Raw genomic sequence first — 22202 nt, forward strand, 5'->3', positions numbered from 1 at the left:
CAGTATTTTATATTGATGGTTATAAAATACCATGTACATAACGACGCGCTTTATARTTTATTTTAAGGATGAAATGTGAAAATAAAATGGACCGTGATAATTACTTTAATGTCTTCTTTGATTGGGTGTAGTAGCAAGCATCACCTGGAAGAAATGAAAAGCTCAACCCTACTAGCCGAAGAGGCGGTCATAGAAACGAATGACAACTTTGATAGCTATAGTAATGCCATGCAGATTCTCTATTTAAGCACGCAAATTGAACCGGATTATAGTAACAACCTTGATGTCGTTTCCCATGATTACTACAAAAAAATAGAGAATCATAATACAGCGATTGATTCGATTACTACGGGAATGCTCTTGACTGGCATAGTTAGTAATCTTGATATTGCCTCATTTTTTTTCAGCGCGAGGAGCTTCGATAAATTAGCATCTCACTATAAGTCTGCATTCACTTTTGTTATTGAGCCAATCTCGGCAGAGATGACTTATGAAAAAGCATATCAAGCGGACATGGCTATGATGCGTAAATATCTTTCTGATAAATATGAAGAGCAGCAGGTTGAAGTACTTGAGTATGATTTCAAGTTTTTGAATATCAATCAGACAGATTTAGTTGCATATAATATGTCAGAGCAACAGTGCATTGATTATAGAAACAGTGATGGGTTTGACCCTAACTGGCATTATGCTGAAGATGAGTTAAAAGAACTTTGTTATCTCGAAGTTCGAGTCCCTTACACCAGAAAAATTATCGAAGGGCGATTAGACATTGAGAATATTACACAGTCTGATAGATACATGATTTATAGAGTAAAAAAAGATGACGTGGGTACGCTGGTAGATAAAAAGAATGCCTTCCGGTATGTTCCACAATGGGCGTGGGGTTATAAAAACGAAACCAAATATAAAGACAAGGCGTTATTACAGAGAGACATTGAGAATTACACGGTTTCACCTTATCCTTATTTAAGGCGTTTAAATGATGACATGGTTTTTATTTTTAACCTGRAAAATAGCTTATAAGTATTTATCGTATACTAAAAAGCACACTCGTTGAGTGTGCTTTATTATACTTTTCACCCGAATATATATCGCAATTAATACTGGTGAGTCAGTGATTGTTTCATCTTACGAGCCTGAAACCATCTTGGATAGAAGGTATTAACCAAGGTGGAAAGAATTATTAGGCTAATACCGAGCACATTATTCCATGCCATTGTTTCATCAAAGAACAACACCTGCCAAATAATCGCGAAAAACAGATTGGTGAAAATTAAAGGTGCGAGTTCTGAACTAGATAGTGCAAGTTTATAGGCTTTGGCTCTAAACATTTGGGTGCCAACGGTACTTAACGCGAGCAGCGCGAGCATACCTGCAATTAATAGTGTTGAGGCTTCTGGGAGTTGTACGTTGTCGTACAGTACCTGCCCGTTTGATTTAAACACCGCCAGCGTGGCAGCAGGAGTCAAAATAAGCGCAGCAAGTAAAAAGCACCAACCATTCACAGCCGCCGCTGGCAAGGTTGATTTAGCCCCTTTAAACAAGGTGACCTGCGATAAGGCATTGAACATACCAGCGGCTAAACCAATTAATAACTCTGGGCGAATATCAATGCCTGCTGGGCTACCTGCTTGTAATAGCACTCCCGTGAAAGTGAGCCCGAGATTAAAAATAGTTATTGCTTGAATCGGGGTTTTATATAACAGTTTTTCTAATACAGGTATAAATAACGGACCAGTACTAAATAGCACCACGCTTTCAACTAACGTTAGTGAGTTTAAAGCTGTGATGAAGCATAACTGGCTACCAACAACGCACAGTGCTCGAATGATAATAGGGCGACGGTTGGTACTATCCGGTATAGCCCAACCAGAAAGCTTTAGCAGCCCCAGCATGATAAGAGCTGGAAAAATAAAACGTAATGCCCCTAGTACCTCAGTGCTAAAGCTACCACTCAAAAACTTCATGATCAGCCCGTTAAAAGACAGCGTGAAGGTTGAGATAAGCATGAAAGCAACGGGGCGAAGGTCGGTGGGCATTATATTTCCTTAAGTACGAAAAACGATTGGTCTAGCGAGTGAAAACTGGATAAGCATCGGGTTTTTGATAATAAAATTGTAAGTGGCTTGCGATGGTTAAAAAAGCGAATAATATTAACTAAAACTGTTAGAAAAACTTACTAATGAGAAAGCTCGTACCGCTTAAATCTATCTATGCCTTTGTTGCCGTTGCCGAGACCGGAAGTATGACGGAGGCGGCAGAGCACCTGAATGTCAGTCATTCTGCGGTGAGCCAGTCGATTAAAGCGTTAGAGAGTCAGCTGAACATCAGGTTGTTTCGCCGAGTAGGGCGACGAGTCGAGCTAAATCAAGATGGGCGCCGTTACTATAGCAAGGTGGCACCAGCACTCACGCAAATAGTTGAAGCTAGTGAATCGCTAGCCAATAAAGGACAAGGAAACCGGTTAACCCTAAACATGGTTAACTCACTTGCTTTGCATTGGTGGATCCCTAGAGTGTCAGATTTTCAGCATCATGCCCCGCATATTGATGTTCGAATTTCTAACATTATCCATGTCTTCGACTTGGAGCATGAAGGGGTCGATATCGCACTGATTCACGGTCAGTCGGATGACTGGCAGGACTACCATTGTGAAAAATTAGGTGACGATGAGTTGATCATGGTGTGTAGCCCGCATTTAATTGAAGGGAATGAGGATATTTCCCCTGCAGAGCTATTAGCACAGTTCCCGGCTATTTTTACCACTAACCCAAGGCGTAAAAATGATTGGCAAGTTTGGTGTGATGCCAATAGTTTAGTGGTGCCGAGCCAGCAGCGTAACTTAAGCTTTACCGCGTCGGTACAAGCGGTACAGGCAACCATTCGTCGTTTAGGGGTGCTGATCACCCACAAGCAATTTGTGCGTGACGATATTAAGCATGGGATGTTAGTACAGGTTGGCGAACCAGTATTGAACCCGCACCATAGTTTTTATTTTGTCTGCCAGCCTGACAAACTGAAATTGGAGTCGGTATTGACGCTGCGAAATTGGTTAAAGGCTCAATTTATCCAACAGCCATCTTAATCGTTGGGTTAATCGGATATCAGGCGTTTAATATTATTCGTTAACTTTCTAATGCTCGGATCATTTCAAATCGGCGAAGCCCCAGTATAACTCTCTCTTCTGCTAATACCGTTAAGTTACGAATGATCGCGTTACTGATGACTAAAGGGGGACTGACAGATTTAGTTCCTTTAGTTTCCCCGCGGTAAATACGCAGCAGCAATAAGTCTTGGGGCACAGTCAGTGAACTGAGATCGCTAATGCCGATGACCTGTAACTGCAAGTTTCTGGCTATCTTGATCAGTTTCTCGGTCATTTCACTCATAGTGTTATTGAAAAATAAAATGAGGACATCTTCGGGTTGAGATGTTGTCAGGCATTCGGCAAGTTTTGAGCGGCCTAATGAAACCGTTGCAGTATCAATACCTGAGCGGTTCAGTCGACGTGAAAAATGATTGGCGACGCCTTCAGTATTGTCCTGACCATTTATAAAGACTTTATTCGCCGACAAGATAAGTTGGCAGGCTTCATCTAGCAACGGTTGCGATATTGCACTGGTTATTAGTTTTAGGTGCTCAATCTCTTGGTTGATAGTGGATTGTAGTACCGAGCCTTCCATCTGCGACAGGGTGTGTTGATGACGATCACTCGCATCGACAGATTGATTAGCAAACTTAATTAAATACTGTTTAAGCTCAGGATGACCTCGAAACCCTAATTTTTGTGCAAGCCTGACTAGGGTTGATGGATGGACATGAGTTGCTTCGGCAATTTGTTTTCCACTATGCCCAGCGTGTTCTGTATTTGCTAGATAATAGTCGATGACTTTAACTTCTGACTTGGTGAGCTTACCTTCGACGCCCACAATGAGTTGTTGAATGGCATTGCGAAATTTTACTTGGTAATTGATTTGTTTATTGTTCATTTCATTCACGATGAATAGTACATTTACGCTGAATATAGCCCGTGTAGATGACGGTTAAATGTCAAAATTGCAAAATTCACCCAATTGCAACTTTGGTTGCTAAATATTAATTAACCTAATAAACATATGTTTAGCTTTATGTTGCAATCGTTGCAAAGCTCTTTTCAACGAATGGACGAATTACTGAAACAGAAATGTCATTTTATTTGCTTAGCATAATTCGCAGTTTTTCAGATAACCACGGAATGAATCATGAAACTGCGCCTTTCAGCATTGGCATTGTCGTTTGTAGCGGCAGGTGCGATAGCTAACCCTGTACACGTTGAGCTTTGGCATAACCAATCTGGTGATGCCGAAGTTGTATTGGAAAATATCATTAACGACTTTAATTCTTTGCATGACAGCATAGAAGTTAAAGCAACTTATAACGGTAGTTACTCAGATATTATTACTAAGCTTCAAGCATCTATTCCTGCTCGCCGTAACCCTGAAATGGCAGTGCTTGAGGTGACGCAATACGGTGTTTTTGCCGAGGCGGGCGTGCTGAATGATCTTAATGGTTATTATGAAGAAAACACTGCATTCACTGAAGAGCTTCAGCCATTTGCGCTAGAGATAGGTAACTATAAAGACGGTAATTACGTGATGCCGTTTAATTCTTCGACACCACTAATGTATGTGAATAAGTCGTTGTTAGAAAAAGCGGGTTATGAAGCTGTTCCAGTGATGACATCGTTTGATGAAATTTTGGATGTTGCTAAGACAGTACAGAGCGAACTGGGAGCGGATAACGTTTATGGCATTAATACACCAAGCCAGTTCACTCGTTTTGGCTTGGTAATGCAAAACGGTGGTGATTGGGTTGATGCCACAACAAACCAATCAGGCTTGGCAGATGAAGCTACGATTGAAGCCTTCCAGTGGATGGGGGATTTGTACCACAAGCACCGAGTGGCTTCCGCTGAAAGTGTTACTGACGAGAAGAGGGTGAAACAACACTTCAGTTCAGGTCGTGTTGCAATTCATTTTGACACCACTGGTAACCTTGGTGACTACAAGCGCTTGCTCGGTGATGATTTGGTTGTTTTACCTATGCCTTGTACGGTTGAATGCCGTGTGCCAATCGGCGGTGCTGGTGTCGGTATGATGGCGAATATTAGCGATGAGAAAAAAGCGGCCTCTTGGCAATTTATGGAATATTTAGCACAAGTCAATACGAGTGCGACTTGGTTTCAGCATACGGGTTATATGCCTGTAAATAAGCACGCATTAGAAACGGAGTCGTCTAAAAAACTGCTTGATGAAAACCCTGATTTTGGTGCAGCGATGAAGCAGTTACCAGTGGCTCAAGGGCGAGCTCGTCCACCTGCAATGGCGTGGATCCGAGCGCAAGAGCAAGGTATTTGGGAATCAATTGCGCTAGGCCAGCAAAGTGCAGATAAAGCCCTGAAAGCATTTAACCGCCGAGTTGAATCTCGCCTTTAATTATTGAATTGGCGGAAGCAATTCCGCCTATAAAGCAAAACTATGAAAAGATTAGCGCCTTATTTATTTGTACTACCTTGCCTATTGCTTATAGGCATATTTACGTATTGGCCGATAGTTTCGTCCTTTATTTATAGTTTTCATAGCTGGAATTTCCTGAGTAATGACATGCCCTATGTCGGGCTGGATAATTACAAAGAATTGCTGGCTGGTGATGAATTTCGAAATTCACTCTATATCACGTTGATCTTCGTCGTGATATCAGTCCCTGTCAGGTTAGGGCTCGCTTTATTGTTAGCTAACTTTTTAGTTAATGAAACCAAGCTTGTCCGCTTCCTACGTGGCGCGTATTTCCTGCCGTCAGTGACATCGACTGTGGCTATTTCTGTTATCTGGAGTTGGATATTCGCGACTGATTTTGGCCTGATTAACAACATACTATCAGCCTTTGGTGCTGAAAAGGTTACTTGGTTGCAGTCGCCGATGTTAGCCCTTTGGGTAGTGATTATTGTTAATACGTGGAAGCAGCTTGGCTATGACATGGTCATTTATGTTGCGGGTCTGCAAGCGATTCCCAATGAACTATATGAAGCCTCTCAGGTTGATGGTGGAAAAAGGTGGCATGTGTTTAGGCGTGTGACGTTCCCGCTGGTGATGCCGACGACGTACTTCTTGTTGATCATATCTGTTGTGGAGTCATTCCAGATTTTTACCATCGTAAATGTCATGACAAATGGCGGCCCGGCATTCGCCACTGATATGTTGGTTAACTTGTTATATCGCACTGGCTTTGTGCTGTTTGATATAGGGCAAGGTTCAGCTTTAGCTGTAATTTTATTCGTTATGTTGTTGATGTTAGCCATTGTGAAATCGAAGTTGATTGGTAAGAAGGTGCATTATGAAGGCAGTTAAAGCAATCCAACTGGCGCCAAAGAAAACGCGTTGGTCACTCTCGATGGTTATCCTAACCGCGATGGGCTTGATGTTTTTGTTCCCGATAGGCTATGGCGTCTTCCTGTCATTTATACCTTTTGATTCATACGCTTCTGGACAGCTTGGGTTCTCATTAGAGAATTACGTTTACGCTTTTACTGAGATGAACTTCCCGCTTTATTTGCTCAATACAGCTATCGTTTCAATAGCCGTTACAGTTTTAAGCCTAACAGTTTCTATTTGTGCTGCGTATGCGTTTAGCCGAATTGAGTTTAAAGGGCGTGAGGTATTATTTTGGCTGGTGGTTGCCACATTAATGGTCCCCGGACATATCAGCTTGATCCCGAACTACCTCAATATGGCGAAAGTTGGGTTGTTGGATAGCTATTGGACATTGATATTGCCATCTATCGCGAGTGGTTTTGTTACGTTCTTCTTGCGCCAATATTTCAAGGGTATTCCAAAGGCAATGGATGAAGCCGCATGGATCGATGGTGCTAACCACTTGCAAGTACTATGGAAAGTGATTGTACCAATGGCACGCCCTGCTATTGCAGCGATGGCATTGTTTACCTTTCTAGGCGAATGGAATTCATATATCTGGCCTTTAATTGCGACAGATAGTGAAGAAGTGCGCACTCTTCAGATTGCATTATCACGGCTTTATGCCAGTGCAGCCGATGATGGCATGGTGAACTGGCCGCTAGTTATGGCGGGAGCAACGCTGACCATGCTACCTACATTGCTGTGCTTTAAGTTAGTCGAAAAACACTTGGTCCGTGGTATTGCCATGGGCGCGTTAAAGTAAGAGATGAATATGATTAAATCACAAATCGCTTCACACCGTGGTGGCACACTGGTTTGGGGAGAAAACTGCCGCCGTGCGTTTGAAAATACGCTACGATTACCTGTTGAATTAGTTGAGTTTGATGTACATCCAACGAAAGATGGAGTGGTGGTTGTCCACCATGACGCAACACTGGATCGTACAACGGACATGACAGGCCCCGTTAATGATAAAACATGGCAGGAATTAGCGAAGGGAAGCGTGAACTATTCTGGCGGTCAACGAATCATGACGCTAGAAGAGCTATGTGAGTTATACCGTAGCAGCGACATTATCATGCGACTAGAAATAAAAGCCGATGTAAATAAAGTACCTTACGCTGGGCTTGTCGATAGCGTACTGCAGGTTCTGCAGCGAACAGGCATGATATCGAAGACTATTATTTCGTCATTTAATTGTGAAGTACTTGCAGAGCTGGCTGAAAAAGCCCCAACAATGTTCACTATATGGCTGATGGCAAAGAACTCACCACGGTTATTGGGCACTGACATAATGATCGATCTAGCTCAATCTTTGTGTGTGAATGAGGTTTCGGTTCATGTTACTCAGCTTGATAAGCAAACTAAGCGAGCCGTGGAAGCAAGTGAATTAAAGTATGGATGCTATGGCGCGCATACTGCTGAATTGATTCAAACTGCGCTTGATCATGGTGTCCATGCCTTCACGACAGATCGTCCCGATATGGCGATAAAACTCCGAGATGCCTTTATGTTGGAGACAAAATCATGACTGCAATTGCATTACAGCACGTAGATAAGACTTACCAAGAAGGCAACCAGGTTGTCTTTGATGTAAATATGAAGATAGAAAGCGGCGAGTTTATAGTGATCGTTGGGCCTTCCGGTTGTGGTAAGTCGACATTGCTGCGCATGATTGCTGGGTTGGAAGAGATCACTGGCGGAGACTTGATCATCAATGATCAACGCATGAATGATGTGTTACCACAAGATCGTGATCTAGCTTTTGTCTTTCAAAATTATGCCCTATATCCACACCTGAGTGTCAGGGATAACATTGCGTTTAGCCTAGAGCTGCGTGGTGTTGATAAGCGTACTCGTCATCAACGCGCAGAAGAAGTTGCAAAAACGCTAAGGCTACAAGAGTACTTGGATAAGAAACCGGGGCAACTTTCAGGTGGCCAGCGACAGCGTGTCGCAATGGGGCGAGCTATTGCACGTGATGCGGGTATTTATTTGATGGATGAACCACTTTCAAATTTAGATGCTGAGCTTCGAAACTCTATGCGTGCACAGATTAAACAATTGCACCGTAATCTCGGCAATACCACGGTTTATGTTACCCATGATCAGATCGAAGCACTGACATTGGCCGATAAAATTGCGGTGATGAAAGGTGGCGTATTACAGCAATTTGCTAGCCCTGAAGAAATTTATGATAACCCTGCTAATGTGTTTGTTGCCTCGTTTATTGGTGCGCCACCAACAAATATAATGCCATTGCTGGTTGAAGGTGAGCAGGCTGCGCTGATGGAACATATCTCAATAGGTATTGCTTCTGATCATGATTTATCTGGTGGAGTGTACAAATTGGGTATTCGTCCCGATAAAATGACGATTTTGGAAGCCAGCCAATCCAAAGATGTACGTTGGCAGGCCTCGGTTGATCTTGTGGAAACGACAGGTAGCGACCGTATTATTCATTGTTCTACGAATGGCTATAAATTCTTACTTTGTGTTGATCGTCAATACCGTATTCAAGAAGGTGAAACGATTGACGTTGGATTCAACATTGCTGATGCATTATTGTTTGATGGTAAGACAGAAGAAAGAATATACACGAACTTAAAGCAGCTTGAACAAGCGGCATAACAGCTCATTCTGCGATTAGTATTTTAAAAGCAGGCAACCGTGGTAGCCTGCTTTGTTTGTTGTGAGTGTTCACTATAGGAATTAACCATCTAGCTAATGTTCTTTCTTCATTGTATCGGGTATGGATCTATGAATGTGTAGTGCGCCGCATTTATCGTATTTGTTTTTTTAGATTTATTTTAAAAGCAGATACCTGTTTGTACTATTTCTTTCTCGTGGTTATTACAAGGAAAGTAGTATGAATAAGAAATTATTATTGAGCCTAATGTCAGCAATGGTAATGACGGGCTGTGCATCTGTACCGACGGTTTCTGATTCACAGTCAACAAAGGCGAAAGAATTCAACATGCCTTCAGAGGGGAAGGCCGGTATCTATGTCTATCGAATCGACAGTGTTTTTGGCGCAGCGTTAAAGAAAGATATTTATATTGAAGATGAGTGTATTGGTGAAACGGCACCGGGTGTATTTTTCTATCATGAAGTTGAAGGTGGGAAAAACCAGACAGTATCAACAGAGTCAGAGTTTTCAGCTAATGAAGTGAGCTTATTAGCAGAAAGTGGGCAACTGTATTTTATTGAACAATACATGAAAATGGGGGCATTTGTTGGCGGTGCAGGCTTAAATAAAGTGGAGTCTGACGTTGGCAAATCTGAGGTTATAAAGCTCTCGATGGCAGAAAAAGGCACCTGCAGTAACCAAGGCTAACCGTTTGAAGTGAATCGGAATACGAAGCTGCCGAACGATGTAGATGTATCTTCATCGGTACTGCTCCATAGGTGCAGCCTCGTATTTCATTATTCAACTAAGTAAATTTCAATTGCTTCTTCCACTTAATCTTTACCGCCATAACTATTATTCCTCATAACTGTCTCCTTCAACGCTAATTTTTCTGGTTCTCGAGTGTCAGTCTTACCTTGTGGTTCTCTATATTATTTATGATTTTCACATCTGAATGAGCATACGTGTTGAAAAGCCAATAAAAATGGAAAACCATAAAAATAACGCGTGCTTTCTTTAATTAACAACTACTTATATTTATGTTACTTGTAGTGCAGGGCTCGTGGTTACTGGGGGCAGTCTAACTATAGATGCTTCCATTTATAGCTACATATTATGGCGTTGTGATTTTGGGCTCATTAATCGCTCTAGCAAGTGATTATCATCGCCAAATATTAGCAAATATGGTTAGAGCGTACAGTGGCTTAGCAGCTTAACAACTAAATAGAGGGATGACAGGGAATGGAGTATGGGGTTGTTATCGCCCATGTGGTGGTGATCTGGGTTTTGGCTGTAATGACGCCAGGCGCGAATGTACTGTTAACGATCAATACCGCGTTGAACCATGACAGAAGTTTGGCAAGGTATTCAGCTTTAGGTGTGAGTTTAGCTATTTTGTTATGGGCCTTTTTCGGAGCCTCTGGCTTGATGGTGATATTAACCCTCTACCCGCAGTTGTTTACGGTGATGAAAATCGTTGGTGGTTGTTACCTTGTATATCTCGGATTGAGTCAACTCTATCGCACTCGAAAGCAACGTAATCTACTAGAGGCTGGGGAGCCATTTGTTTACCAGCAATCGCCGACTAAATTGAAGTTAACCTGTACGGCATTTCTGACGAGCATATTAAACCCGAAGACTGGTTTTTTCATTGTCAGCTTGTTCAGTGTATCTGTACCAAGGGATATCAGCGTGGCCATGATGCTCAATATTATGATAATAATGGCTTCTATCACCCTTATCTGGCATCTGTTCTTGGCATATTCCTTTTCACACCCATTGGCAAAGCAGGTCTATAAGAAAATTTCATCAGCTGTTGATTACATTACTGGCGGTTTATTCACCTTGCTTGGCGCAAAAATTATGTTGTCATAAACTTAATTTAGCTGATTATTGTTGATTTAGGCTGGGTTTTTGGAGGTGCCATAGTCTTTGTACTAAGTGTGATCTGCTCAGCTATTTTGGATATTAATAGCCTAAACTGAGAGATTTCCTCCAGATAAACCCCATAATACAACCTTTAAAATTTTAGGTGTATTAGGTAGAAGAATGGCGTTGTCTGAAAAAGAAAAAATGATCTCGGGTAAAATGTATCAAGCTTGGGATAAAGAGTTAGTTGAAGACCGACAGCATGCGAAAAAGTTGTGTTTTGCCATAAATCAAACTTGTCCGACGGATAAAGATAAAAGACAACCATTGATTAATGAATTATTGGGCCGTGAGAGTGATGCATGGGTTGAGTCGCCATTTTATTGCGATTACGGCTATAACATTCAAACAGGTAACGGTTTTTACGTTAACCATGGGTGTACGATTTTAGACTGTGCGCCAATAATCATTGGTGATAACTGTCTATTAGCCCCTGGTGTAGTGATTGCAACGGCTGGCCACCCTTTAGATCCGGTAGAGCGCGCTGCGGGTGAAGAGTTTGCGAAAGCAATTACTATTGGCAATGATGTTTGGATTGGTGCTAATGCGACAATCTGCCCTGGGGTAACGATTGGTGATAACGTGGTAATTGGCGCAGGAAGTGTTGTAGTGAAAGATTTACCGCCGAATACTGTATGTGCAGGCTCTCCAGCGAAGCCGATTCGTACACTGAAGGTTGGTGAGAGTAAAGCTGAGTTAGCTTAAGCTCAGATCTTATCTTTATAAACGCCAGTGCTTTTTTCGCTGGCGTTTTTTTGCTTGTCGATGAAATTAAATGCCGTTTGCATCTGCAACATGACAAGCTATGAACCCAATACTGACTGCGATAGTCGGGGTACAAATAACAAAGCAAGCAACTCGCCAAACCAGATCTTGCATCTTCACAACTGCGAATCCTTTTGCATTCAAATGATGTTTTTCATATTGTAACGGCTGAAACAAAATAGTCGCCTATTTTGACACTATTTTACACTTTAATTTACAAATGCTTGCGTCAATGTGTAACGTGTTTCTTACCTATATAAAAAAAGCCTTCATGTGGAGAAAAAAATTCCACACGGTATGTATATTTAAAGAATACTTAGTAAATATTTTCCTCATTAAGTAGGTATTATTGCTACAAATTGAAGCGATATACATGGAACTACAATGATGAAAACGATTAATACGGCGAATGCGCCTGCAGCTGTTGGCCCTTACGTTCAAGCTAAACTTATCGGTAATATGCTAATTACTTCTGGTCAGCTGCCGCTGAATCCTAAAACAGGCACAATGCCTGAAACTGTTGAAGAGCAGGCGAAACAATCTCTCGCGAATGTTGACGCTATTGTAACGGAAGCTGGCATGACAAAAGCAAGTATTGTTAAAGCAACGGTATTCGTTAAAGACCTGAATGACTTTACGGCAGTAAATGAGGTTTACGCAGACTTTTTTGGTGACAATTGTCCTGCGCGTAGCTGTGTGGAAGTTGCACGATTACCGCTTGATGCTAAAGTCGAAATTGAAGTTATCGCGGTTAAGTAATTAAGCGTAGACACTATGAAATAGGGAGCTTTGGCTCCCTATTTTGGTCATAAATTAAATATTTAGTGACTTTATATCCAAACTGAAAACGGTTGTTTCTATTAAAGAATTTATATCTAAAGTGGCGATGTGTTTCAAACTTCAAACAAGTACGAGCGTTTAATTACCCTGCCTACAACTGAGCTTTAATTACTAAGTCTCTGTATAAATCACATACAAGCAAATAAAGGTTTAGGTTGTTTTCTTATGTCATATTTTTGTTATTTTCATCTTTTGAACAGTATTTTTTTATTGAACTAGTAGATAATCCTTTCATTCGTTGAGGCTACTTAGTTATAGCCATCATTCAATTTTCTACTTTAAGTTCTATATATGATCCAACAAATTATTAAAATAACAGCAGTGTTTTCACTGATTGCAATGTCATCGATAGCGAATGCACACCACTATGATTATTACACGGGTCCAAGGTTTGGTATTGGTGTATCTAGTACAGACTTCGGTAGTATTGATACCGATTCAGGTATTAAGTTCGAAGGAGGATATGACTTTAACCGTATTGTGGGTATGACGCTTTCTTATGAGCAGTCTGATTACGATTCTCGTGATGAAGCACTTGATTTCGAAACTTTTAAGCTGGGTGCCGATTTAGGTTATGCATTTCAACTGACTCATAGTATTTCAATGAAACCTTATGTATCTGTAGGTTTTCATCATTCAACAGAAGACTATTATTGGTGTTCGAAAAAGCACTGTTATCAAAGTAGTAACAGTGATACGAATACTTACTATGGGATTGGCTTACGTTTAGTTGCAGGTCCATTATATTTTGATGTTTCTAATGAAGTATTAAATTATGACATTGGCCATAAAAATTATAATCCGGAACAAGTGGCATTGACTGTTGGTTTAAAGCTTTAATTAGTTGTATTCTTTTCGCGATTAAAATCGCGACTGCGTAATGAGTTACTCTGTTGGTGCTTTATATAGTAGGGTGTCGGGGTAAAATGCATACCAAGCAAACCAATAGAGTAATGTGGATGACACCTGTTTACCTTCTTTATCTGTCACCCAAGCGGATTGACTCTTTTTGTCAAAATGAACTGTGATCTCTTTCCCTTCAAATGAATAGGTGAACTGCGCTTTCCCGTATTTATAGAGTTCAGAGAAAGGGAATGCAATAACACTATGCTTCCCTTTAAAGCCCATGACTGTTTCTTTGGCCGAATAGGTACTCGGTGCCTTATTGGCAACGGGGAAAAATAATTGTGGGGAACGTTGATAACCGGCATACGGGTTTTGCTGATAGTTACGACTAAATCCTGTATTGGTTGAAAGCACCAATGTATCTGGGTGCATTGCTTGCCAACGCTGCCATTGAGTCAGTGTTAAAGGGATTTGTGTGAGGTGTTGACCTGCTGAAGTGCCTGTAACCGCTTCCCCTCTAATTTGTGACCAAAGCGACTGTGTTTGGTGGTCATAAAGCAAAACGTCAGAATTATAGAGTAAACCAGATACCCCAAATGTTAATTTACGGCTTTTAGATACCCCTGAAAAGGCCATTCCGGAGCCACATAATGGACAATAGCTGATGACGATAGGCTGACCGTTTATCTTGTCGTTAACCACTTCATGCCAATTCATGATTTTAATCGGGTAGGCTCTGTGTTGACCATTGAGCGAGAGGCCTAAGATTGGGTCGTGTGACTTCAGGTAAGTTGCTTGGCTCGCTGAAATAAACGTGGGGTTAAGAATCGCTGGAATACCATCTTTACCCGGGCCACCAGATAAGATTTCATTTACCGGAATAGTGGCCTTATCTAAGGAGAAGCCGTTAAGCGATGCAGCATGCATGCCTAACGGCAGAGTGAAGATAAGTCCGTATAAAATTAGAATGAGCAGCTTCATTTACCCCTCCATCGCGCTATTAATACAGACCGATCAACAGAAGGGAACTTTCAAAGCGAAGTGAAAAAGTTCTCGCTATATGTAAGCGGGATTATTTTCCTGATTGTTCTATTGCCGATGAAAACTTTTGGCGATATTGCTCAGGGGTGCAGTGCGCATGTCTCTTGAATAGGGTAATAAATGGTGAAGCTTGATGGTAACCCAGCGTAAGAGCAATTTCTTTTACTGATAAACCCTTACGGAGTAAATGCAAAGAGTAAACAAACTTACGGCGTTGGCGCCATTCGGTAAAGCTCATACCGAGCTTATCCTGACAATGGCGGGCGAGTGTTCGTTCTGTTGTGTGTAACTCTTCCGCCCACTCTTTGAGGCTTTTTTCTGTTGTGGGGTTAAGTTCAAGATCTTTTAGGATAGGTTTCAATAGCTTGTCGTTGGTATTCGGCAAAAACTGTTCGTGTTCTTTGGCTTTGTAAACCTGGTCTAATAGAACCTTAACCAAGCGTTGATCTTCCTCGGTTTCAGGTACGGTGATCCGACGTTGCTTAAGATCGGTAACAATCGCTTCCATAATCGGGGTCACTTCAAGTAAACATGGATAGCTTGGCAGAGGCGCTGCAAGTGGTTTAATGATATTCATCGAGCAATAATTCATGCTACGGCGCATGTAACTTTCATGCTCAATCCCCGCAGGCACCCATACCGCATATTGTGAAGGGGATAGAAAACGCTTCTTCTCAGCGCGAAGCTCTAAAATACCGCCATTGATAAGCTGCAGCTGTCCCCAGGGATGAACGTGGCTTGGTGTTGTCGTGTTTGGTAGGAAAACCTCATGACCGAAAAAAATCTCACCGGGTGGATTATCGTTATCAAAAAGAGGCTGATAGATTTTCGTCATGATGGGCACTTGTTAATTGTTGAATGTATCAGGTTACGGTAATTCGGAAGTTGTATAAAGCTGTGATTTAAAAGCCTCATCGAGAGGACCTTGGTAAAGAGGAGGCTGTGGGGGATGGTTAAGCGCATTGCCAACTACACTTAGCATTGCAACGGTTACTAATCTTACGAAGGTGAACTTATGGCGGCTCATATTCAAGCGTTTTATCATACTTCGACATCGACAATTAGTTATGTGGTTTTCGATCAGGAAGGTGGTCACTGTATTGTTATTGATAGCGCCCTAGATTTTGATTTCAGCTCAGGTGAAGTTAGTGCTGAATTTGCCGATCAACTAGTTGATTTTATCGAGGCTAATGACCTGACAATCGTTTGGATTTTAGAAACCCATGCCCATGCTGATCACTTATCAGCAGCAAGCTATTTGAAAAAATGTCTGGGTGGGAAAATCGGTGTTGGACAAGGTATTGATCAGGTTCAAAAATACTTTAAGACTAGTCTTGATCTAGGGGATGATTTATTTAGTGCTGGGCATGATGGCTTTGATCATCGTTTCGCTGATCATGAGGTGTTTTCATTCGGTCACTTAGCCGGAAAGGTACTTTCGACCCCTGGGCACACGAGTGATAGTGTTACTTACCTTATTGAGGGCAATGCCTTTGTTGGTGACACCATATTTATGCCAGATTTTGGCTCAGCAAGGTGTGATTTTCCAGGAGGTAATGCAGAGCAGCTATATGACAGCATTTCGCTGTTATATCAATTACCGAATGAGACTATTTTATGGATGTGTCATGACTATCAACCTGGTGGCCGGGAGCTTAGGTACCAAGCAACAGTGTCTGAGAGTAAAAAACAGAATGTACATATTCCTAGCACAATGCCGAAAGACGAGTTTGTTGCATTTCGTACCCAACGTGATGCCCAGCTAAATGTACCTAAATTGCTTTATCCCTCTGTTCAAGTAAATATTCGGGCTGGGCAATTACCGAATGATTACTTTAAAATTCCTTCAGTTAACTCATTAAAAAGATGAGACTAATTTAACATGGTATGACGTGTCATTTATTTACTCGTCTTTGTTTGTGGGTAAATAAGTGCTTATTTGTATTTATATCTAGGCAATATTAAAAATTGATTTAATAGAATAGGTTCCATATTAAATGTTAGTTTTATGTCAGTATTAATCTGGGATATTGAAGGTGATAAAAGAAACACTGTAAAGTTGCTCCAGAAATGGAGATTATCATGACCTTTTATAAATCATTACCGATATTAGCAACAGCAGTGTTGCTTTCTGCCTGTGGTGGCAGTAGCTCAGACGAGAATACACCGCAAACGGCTAAAGTTTCATTCAGTGTTTCAGATGCACCAGTAGATTCAGCTTCTGAAGTCGTTGTTGCCTTCGATAAAATTGAATTAAAGCATGAAAATGGTAAATCTTATATCATTGACGTCGATACTGACGATCAAGGTAATGATTATCAACAGATTGATTTGTTAGACTATCAAGGTACTGATGCTGCACTCATTATTACCGAGGAAGAGATTCCGGTTGGTAGTTACAAAGAAATGATCATCCACACCAAATCAGGCAACATGAACTGGGTTGAAGATAATGGAACCCATAATCTAAAAATCCCAAGTAATAAATTAAAACTTGGCGGTTTTGACGTTGATACTGAAACAGTACAAAGCTTTACCATCGAATTTGATTTACGTAAGTCATTAGTGGAACGTGGAAATAGTAATAGTAATAGTAATAATAATGGCTATAACCTGAAGCCTCATGGTATTACGATTATAGATAACAGTGCTGCTGCTTCTTTGTGGGGAAATGTCGATCCTGCTTTATTCTCTGCTGGCATTGATTGTGATGCTAACAGCGGTAACTTTGTTTATTTATATGAAGATCATGGGCATGATGGTGAGCCGTTAATTGATAATGTCGATATTCATGACCCTGATTACGATCAAGATACGGTTTTACCCGAAAATGCCGTTTTCCCTTATGCATCAGTTTCAGCGAATGAAAATGGTGACTATGCATTTGGCTATATTCCAGCAGGTAACTATACCGTTGCATTTACTTGTAATGCTGAATTGGATGATCCAATTCAATATGATGGAGAAATTCAAATCGCGAACCCAGAAAACCAGCGCTTTGAAATTATCTTAGATAAGATGCAAGAGAAAATCTTCGATTTTAAAGAGATCATCTAGCATCTTTAATGTTCTTGTAAAACCAAAGCCCAGCGAATGCTGGGCTTTGTTGTATTCATACTATTGATTACTCCTGTCTTACTTCATCACTGTTTTAATCGCCGCTTCTGCACAAATAACATCAAGGTGGCCGCCTGGTGCGCCACCGACACCAATTGCGCCTACAATCTGGCCTTTATATTCAACGGGTAGGCCGCCAGCAAGGAACAGCAAGTTGTCGTCCATATCTCGTAGAGGATCCATCAATGGTTTTTCGGCGACTAGCTTCATTAGGTTGGCTGTTGGTTGTTTCATGCTCACGGCAGTAAAGGCTTTTTGGCGTGAGCTCTCTAGTGTGTGTGGGCTAGCATTATCATAACGAAGCTGGGCTTGTACTCGGCCAGAAACATCGACTACCGTTGCAGATACGTTATAGCTATCTTTGGCGCACTGGCCTACAGCTGCATTGGCTAACTCGAAGGCCGTCGCCGATGATAGCTGGGTAATTGTCGAGACTTTGTCGTCTGCCAATACAGAGCTTGAAGCGGCTAGTAGTGTTGCGGCAAGTACAATATTCAATTTCATGATCTTTCCTTAATCGGTTTCAATAATTAGGTTGTTGTATTGATTCTTTGAATTACATTCGTTGTTGCGATGAGATAACAATATCCGCCGAGAATTACAGCAACCTTGTCGAAACATTACATGTTTGTAATGAAGTGAAATGTTGTCATCATGTAGAATAATCAAAAGGAGTGGTCGTAAGCAGGATGCAAGATGAATATTTTAGTGATCGAAGATGACAGCCATATCAGCGGCTTCCTTAAACAAGGTTTTGAGGAAATGGGATTTAATGTTAGCTGTATCGATGATGGCAAGCAGGGTTATGAATTAGCCACGCAGGATGAGTTTGACTTAGTTATCTTAGACCTAATGTTACCAACGTGGGACGGCATGGATGTGTTGCGTCGCTTACGTGGTGAAGGTTACCAAGTTCCTATTATTATTTTGAGTGCTCGCCATTTGGTTGAAGAGAAAGTACAAGGCTTGCAGTCGGGGGCCGATGATTACCTTGTGAAGCCATTTGCTTTTGCTGAGCTTGCTGCTCGTTGCCAAACCTTGCTTCGTCGCCAGATGCCTACCAATAGCCAAAACCAGCTGATTTATAATGATCTCAAGCTAGATTTACTTACTCGCAAGCTCTTTCGTCAGGAAAAAGAAATTACCCTTAAACAACGGGAGTTTGATTTACTACAGCTGTTAATACAGCAACCAGAACGGGTGTTCTCGAAAACCATTATTTTAGAAAAGATATGGGGTTACCAGTTTAACCCGCAAACCAATGTGGTGGATGTTTTGGTCTGCCGCTTGAGGGCACAGGTAGATAAAGGCTTCGCACAACCTCTGATCCACACCATACGCGGGGTAGGTTATGTCCTTAAGTATGAGAGCTGAACAATCAACTCGTTTAGCTCAACGGTGGTTGTTTGGCCGCTTCGTTGCCACTGTAACGTTATGCTTTGTCATAATCCTACTCGGTATAGGCCTGATGCAGGTTTACTCTCTGGATGGTGTTGATAAAAAACTGCTCAATTCGATGGGTGAAGAATATCAGCGGATTTTGAAATATGAGTCAGATGATAAGCTGATACATGTACTCGAAGGTAACCCTGACCGATTAATCGAAAATGCCATTACCGCTGTCGTCCTCAGCAAAAACGAGGAAGCTATCCCGCAGTATATTGCAGGTGCTAAGCAGGATAATATCGATATTGCGTTCGAGTATTACCAGCTTGATAAGCGCAGCTGGTATCAGTTGCTGACGGAGCCGCACTATTTAACGTTGAAGTTAAATAGTCAACAGCAAGACTTTTGGTTGATCTTAAATGTGCATCCGCGTTTGCATTCGCTATTTATTCAGTGGTCGATCATGGTGGGTGCATTGGCACTGCTTTGCGGGATCATCTCATTGACCGTTTGGCGTTTGCTGGCATCAACATTATCGCCAATCCACCGGTTAGCGAAAACGTTAGATCAAGCGAATGAATGGTCAGCGGCTCCAGCATCGGTGAATGATCATGATAAAATAGAGGCAACAAATAGTTTGGCGGTTCTCAATCATAGCCTTGAACTGGTGCACGGGCGCCTTCAGGCAACTATATCAAGCATGGATAATACGTTAGATGCCATTGCCCATGATTTAAGAACACCACTTTCTCGAATTATATTGACCACAGAAAAAACGCTAGCTGGCACGATCCCACCATCAAATGAACAGCTAACTAGCGCCTTATCAGATTGCGCAGAGTCAGCCCAGCAGGTGAGTGGCATGCTCAACACATTGATGAAAATAAATGATGAGGCAGCCAGTAAATCTTCAATCTCTTATCAAAACGTAGATTTGCATCAGTTGATGATTGAAGTCGCATCGTGGTACGAAGAGTTGGCTGAAGATCGAACAATGCATTTAGATCTCTCAGGGCTCCAACCTTGTATGGTCGAAACAGAACCTAATCGATTGATGCAAATTATTGTTAACCTTATCGACAATAGCTTTAAGTATACGCCTAAAGGCGGCATGATTCGTTTAGCGTGCGGGTCTCAAGGCACTGATGTATTTTTGAGTGTCGGTGATAATGGCGTCGGTATTGCGCCAGAGCATCATGAATTGATTTTTAAGCGCTTGTATCGAATTGATCAAAGTCGAACACAATCGGGCTACGGCTTGGGGCTTGCGATGGTAAAAGTGATGATGGAGTCGCTAAAAGCGAGGGTTAAAGTCGATTCTGAGCTTGGCGAAGGGGCGACGTTTACGCTTAACCTTCCCAATAAGAAACGCGACAAAAAAGAAGGGCCTTAACGGCCCTTATATTTAGGGTGAGTCAGGGGTTAAGCACCCCACACTTCTATTTCTTGGAAGTTATTCCAGCCAGCCCAACGGCCGCCTGCTGGGTCACTATTCCCATTGCAGGTTAAGCGAACATACTTAACGTTTTCTGCCACAACGGGGAAACTAACTAAGCCAGTCGTTGTACCCGGTGTGGTAACGCTCGACACAGGACTGAAGCTTGTACCATCAGTGCTAACGGCTATCTCTACAAAGTATTGGCGAACATCGCCTTTTGCTTGTGACCACTTGATTTCACTAAGAGTGACAGGGGCTGCGAGTTCAAGGGTATAGGTAATACCTAGCCCATGAGCCGTCCACTTAGTCGCACTGTCGCCATCGACTGCCATTTCAGGCGTGTGATCAACCCGTGTTGCAGATGCCGCCACGGCCGCAATGGCCAATTTAGCTGGCACTGCTGGTGGTGTAGAGGCCTCCCCTAAAAACCCAAGGTAGCGGCTGTTAAATGGGTTTTCATTGGTTGGGTTTAAGCTCGGGAAAATATAGTCAACACTGGTGTCAGAAAGGCCAAACCATTTACACAGCGTTGCGGCTAATTGTTCTGATGATGTTGATGGGATGAATTTATTGCCATTGGCATCTATACCATCACGGATAAACTCAGGGTAGGTACCGTAAGTTTTCCCGCCGTTGACTGCACCACCTAGAATTAGTTGATTACTGCCCCAGCCATGATCTGTTCCGCGGTTACTGTTATTTTCAATGGTTCTACCGAAGTCTGACATTGTAAAAGTCGTCACTTTGTCGTGTAAACCTTCGTTATCCAGTGAATGGTAAAAAGCGCTTAAAACAGTATCAATTTGTGCGAGTAGATCGTCATGTTTACCACGTTGGTTGCCGTGGTTATCAAAGCCGCCGAGAGTAATGAAAAAGATCTGACGTTGGTGGTTGAGTTCTTGGCTGGCTTGCATCATCCGCTTCACCATACGGCATTGATTGCCGAGGTAACCAGCCGGAATTGACTCATCAGCTGGGTAGGAATTCATGACGGCATCGAGTTCACCTTGAAAATCAATAACACCTTGTAGACGAGACAAATATGCACGGGAGAACTCAGAGCCGTAAGGGGCCTCTACCATTTTTGTCACATTGTTATTAAGGCTGCCTGAATGGCCTAAAGCATCCATTGCCCTAACACCATCACTGCTGATACGAAGATCTTGGTTGTTTTGCCCTCCTAACAATGAATTGCCAGACATTGATAGGCTTTCAGAAACGGTCGCAGCTTCATTGGCTAACAAGTCCATCATCATGCCTGCCCAGCCATATGAATGGTATTCGGTGTTATTCCATGCAACTTGCCATGCTTCTTGCTGTCTGTTGTGTGCACCAAGGTTTGGCGGTTTTTTTACCGAGCTTAAATTAGCGGAATTAGTGGGTTCTAGTAATGTCCCCACATTGACGACGGCAGTTGCAGCTCCGTCAGCCATCATCTGGGCTATATTAGGCATGCTGCCATTGATGGATAAAGGCTGTCCTGATTCACTGTTAGGTATATTGAGCATTTCAGCGTTGGTAAGGTGAATGTCAGGGCGAGCGGCACTGTAGTTATCGTAGTTTGCGCCTGACGTAGGGACAATCATATTAAATGAATCGCTACCACCATAAAGGAACAGGCAAACAATCGCTTTATAGTCACCGCTCTCTGCTGCAAAAGCGTTATGGGGTAAGGTAAGTGATAAAGGCAGGGCTGTTGATACCGATGCGATAGCTGAGCCTTTTAGAAATTGTCGACGGGATATACTCATATTTA

The 22202-nt window shown here is 42.1% G+C and carries 22 protein-coding genes; 16 read left to right on the top strand and 6 right to left on the bottom strand.

Features of this window, described 5'->3' with window-relative positions:
• Window positions 1–75 precede the first annotated feature (75 nt).
• Window positions 76–1026 (top strand): hypothetical protein, encoded by a 951-nt coding sequence (locus L4D78_RS25965; RefSeq protein WP_428469614.1) that lies wholly within the window; start codon window positions 76–78, stop codon window positions 1024–1026.
• Between the two features lie 74 nt (window positions 1027–1100).
• Here L4D78_RS25965 and L4D78_RS25970 read toward each other — a convergent pair whose 3' ends face one another.
• Window positions 1101–2042 carry a DMT family transporter gene (locus L4D78_RS25970; RefSeq protein WP_428469615.1) on the bottom strand — a complete coding sequence of 314 codons (942 nt, stop codon included), beginning with the start codon at window positions 2040–2042 and terminating at the stop codon, window positions 1101–1103.
• Window positions 2043–2185: 143 nt separating this feature from the next.
• Here L4D78_RS25970 and L4D78_RS25975 point away from each other — a divergent pair, with 143 nt between their 5' ends.
• On the top strand, window positions 2186–3088 hold the full coding sequence (locus L4D78_RS25975) for a LysR substrate-binding domain-containing protein (protein ID WP_428469616.1): 903 nt from the start codon (window positions 2186–2188) through the stop codon (window positions 3086–3088).
• A gap of 40 nt (window positions 3089–3128) precedes the next feature.
• On the opposite strand, the gene L4D78_RS25980 is transcribed toward L4D78_RS25975, so the two are convergent.
• Window positions 3129–3992 (bottom strand): MurR/RpiR family transcriptional regulator, encoded by an 864-nt coding sequence (locus L4D78_RS25980; RefSeq protein ID WP_428469617.1) that lies wholly within the window; start codon window positions 3990–3992, stop codon window positions 3129–3131.
• A 252-nt stretch (window positions 3993–4244) separates the two neighbouring features.
• Here L4D78_RS25980 and L4D78_RS25985 point away from each other — a divergent pair, with 252 nt between their 5' ends.
• The 10 genes from L4D78_RS25985 to L4D78_RS26030 all read left to right on the top strand — a co-directional run bounded on the left by L4D78_RS25985 (window position 4245) and on the right by L4D78_RS26030 (window position 13458).
• Window positions 4245–5477 carry an ABC transporter substrate-binding protein gene (locus tag L4D78_RS25985; protein ID WP_428469618.1) on the top strand — a complete coding sequence of 411 codons (1233 nt, stop codon included), beginning with the start codon at window positions 4245–4247 and terminating at the stop codon, window positions 5475–5477.
• Window positions 5478–5519: 42 nt separating this feature from the next.
• The gene (locus tag L4D78_RS25990) at window positions 5520–6389 is read left to right on the top strand and encodes a carbohydrate ABC transporter permease (RefSeq protein ID WP_428469619.1); all 870 of its coding nucleotides are present in this window, start codon (window positions 5520–5522) and stop codon (window positions 6387–6389) included.
• Complete coding sequence (locus tag L4D78_RS25995; protein ID WP_428458078.1) at window positions 6376–7218, top strand: carbohydrate ABC transporter permease; 843 nt, start codon at window positions 6376–6378, stop codon at window positions 7216–7218. Before L4D78_RS25990 ends, L4D78_RS25995 begins: the two co-directional genes overlap by 14 nt.
• Before the next feature lie 9 nt (window positions 7219–7227).
• The gene (locus L4D78_RS26000) at window positions 7228–7986 is read left to right on the top strand and encodes a glycerophosphodiester phosphodiesterase (protein WP_428469620.1); all 759 of its coding nucleotides are present in this window, start codon (window positions 7228–7230) and stop codon (window positions 7984–7986) included.
• Window positions 7983–9086, top strand: coding sequence for an ABC transporter ATP-binding protein (locus L4D78_RS26005; protein WP_428469621.1), 1104 nt, complete (start codon window positions 7983–7985; stop codon window positions 9084–9086). Before L4D78_RS26000 ends, L4D78_RS26005 begins: the two co-directional genes overlap by 4 nt.
• Window positions 9087–9324: 238 nt before the next feature.
• Window positions 9325–9792, top strand: a complete 468-nt coding sequence (locus L4D78_RS26010; RefSeq protein WP_428458081.1) for a DUF2846 domain-containing protein — start codon at window positions 9325–9327, stop codon at window positions 9790–9792.
• 534 nt (window positions 9793–10326) lie between these two features.
• Window positions 10327–10959 carry a LysE family translocator gene (locus L4D78_RS26015; RefSeq protein WP_428469622.1) on the top strand — a complete coding sequence of 211 codons (633 nt, stop codon included), beginning with the start codon at window positions 10327–10329 and terminating at the stop codon, window positions 10957–10959.
• Between the two features lie 174 nt (window positions 10960–11133).
• Window positions 11134–11718, top strand: coding sequence for a sugar O-acetyltransferase (locus tag L4D78_RS26020; RefSeq protein ID WP_428469623.1), 585 nt, complete (start codon window positions 11134–11136; stop codon window positions 11716–11718).
• Window positions 11719–12162: 444 nt separating this feature from the next.
• Window positions 12163–12537 carry a RidA family protein gene (locus L4D78_RS26025; protein ID WP_428469624.1) on the top strand — a complete coding sequence of 125 codons (375 nt, stop codon included), beginning with the start codon at window positions 12163–12165 and terminating at the stop codon, window positions 12535–12537.
• A 372-nt stretch (window positions 12538–12909) separates the two neighbouring features.
• Window positions 12910–13458 (top strand): porin family protein, encoded by a 549-nt coding sequence (locus L4D78_RS26030; RefSeq protein WP_428469625.1) that lies wholly within the window; start codon window positions 12910–12912, stop codon window positions 13456–13458.
• Window positions 13459–13503: 45 nt separating this feature from the next.
• On the opposite strand, the gene L4D78_RS26035 is transcribed toward L4D78_RS26030, so the two are convergent.
• Both L4D78_RS26035 and L4D78_RS26040 read right to left on the bottom strand, forming a co-directional pair.
• Window positions 13504–14445, bottom strand: a complete 942-nt coding sequence (locus tag L4D78_RS26035; protein ID WP_428469626.1) for a DUF3179 domain-containing protein — start codon at window positions 14443–14445, stop codon at window positions 13504–13506.
• 91 nt (window positions 14446–14536) lie between these two features.
• Window positions 14537–15340 (bottom strand): AraC family transcriptional regulator, encoded by an 804-nt coding sequence (locus L4D78_RS26040; RefSeq protein ID WP_428458087.1) that lies wholly within the window; start codon window positions 15338–15340, stop codon window positions 14537–14539.
• A 180-nt stretch (window positions 15341–15520) separates the two neighbouring features.
• Here L4D78_RS26040 and L4D78_RS26045 point away from each other — a divergent pair, with 180 nt between their 5' ends.
• Together L4D78_RS26045 and L4D78_RS26050 are read left to right on the top strand one after the other, a co-directional pair.
• On the top strand, window positions 15521–16375 hold the full coding sequence (locus L4D78_RS26045; protein ID WP_428469627.1) for an MBL fold metallo-hydrolase: 855 nt from the start codon (window positions 15521–15523) through the stop codon (window positions 16373–16375).
• 212 nt (window positions 16376–16587) lie between these two features.
• Complete coding sequence (locus L4D78_RS26050; RefSeq protein ID WP_428469628.1) at window positions 16588–17562, top strand: DUF4382 domain-containing protein; 975 nt, start codon at window positions 16588–16590, stop codon at window positions 17560–17562.
• A gap of 78 nt (window positions 17563–17640) precedes the next feature.
• On the opposite strand, the gene L4D78_RS26055 is transcribed toward L4D78_RS26050, so the two are convergent.
• Window positions 17641–18126: a GlcG/HbpS family heme-binding protein gene (locus L4D78_RS26055; protein ID WP_428469629.1), complete on the bottom strand. Its 486-nt coding sequence runs from the start codon at window positions 18124–18126 to the stop codon at window positions 17641–17643.
• Window positions 18127–18318: 192 nt separating this feature from the next.
• On the opposite strand from L4D78_RS26055, the gene L4D78_RS26060 reads away from it, so the two are divergent.
• Complete coding sequence (locus L4D78_RS26060; RefSeq protein ID WP_428469630.1) at window positions 18319–18996, top strand: response regulator; 678 nt, start codon at window positions 18319–18321, stop codon at window positions 18994–18996.
• The gene (locus L4D78_RS26065; protein ID WP_428469631.1) at window positions 18974–20401 is read left to right on the top strand and encodes a sensor histidine kinase; all 1428 of its coding nucleotides are present in this window, start codon (window positions 18974–18976) and stop codon (window positions 20399–20401) included. The genes L4D78_RS26060 and L4D78_RS26065 overlap by 23 nt, the downstream gene beginning before the upstream one ends.
• Window positions 20402–20430: 29 nt before the next feature.
• Here L4D78_RS26065 and L4D78_RS26070 read toward each other — a convergent pair whose 3' ends face one another.
• Entirely contained in the window at window positions 20431–22197 is a 1767-nt protein-coding gene (locus L4D78_RS26070; RefSeq protein ID WP_428469632.1) for a DUF1501 domain-containing protein, read from the bottom strand.
• Window positions 22198–22202: the final 5 nt, after the last annotated feature.

This window comes from Photobacterium minamisatsumaniensis, assembly GCF_050336695.1.
Lineage (GTDB): Bacteria > Pseudomonadota > Gammaproteobacteria > Enterobacterales > Vibrionaceae > Photobacterium > Photobacterium minamisatsumaniensis.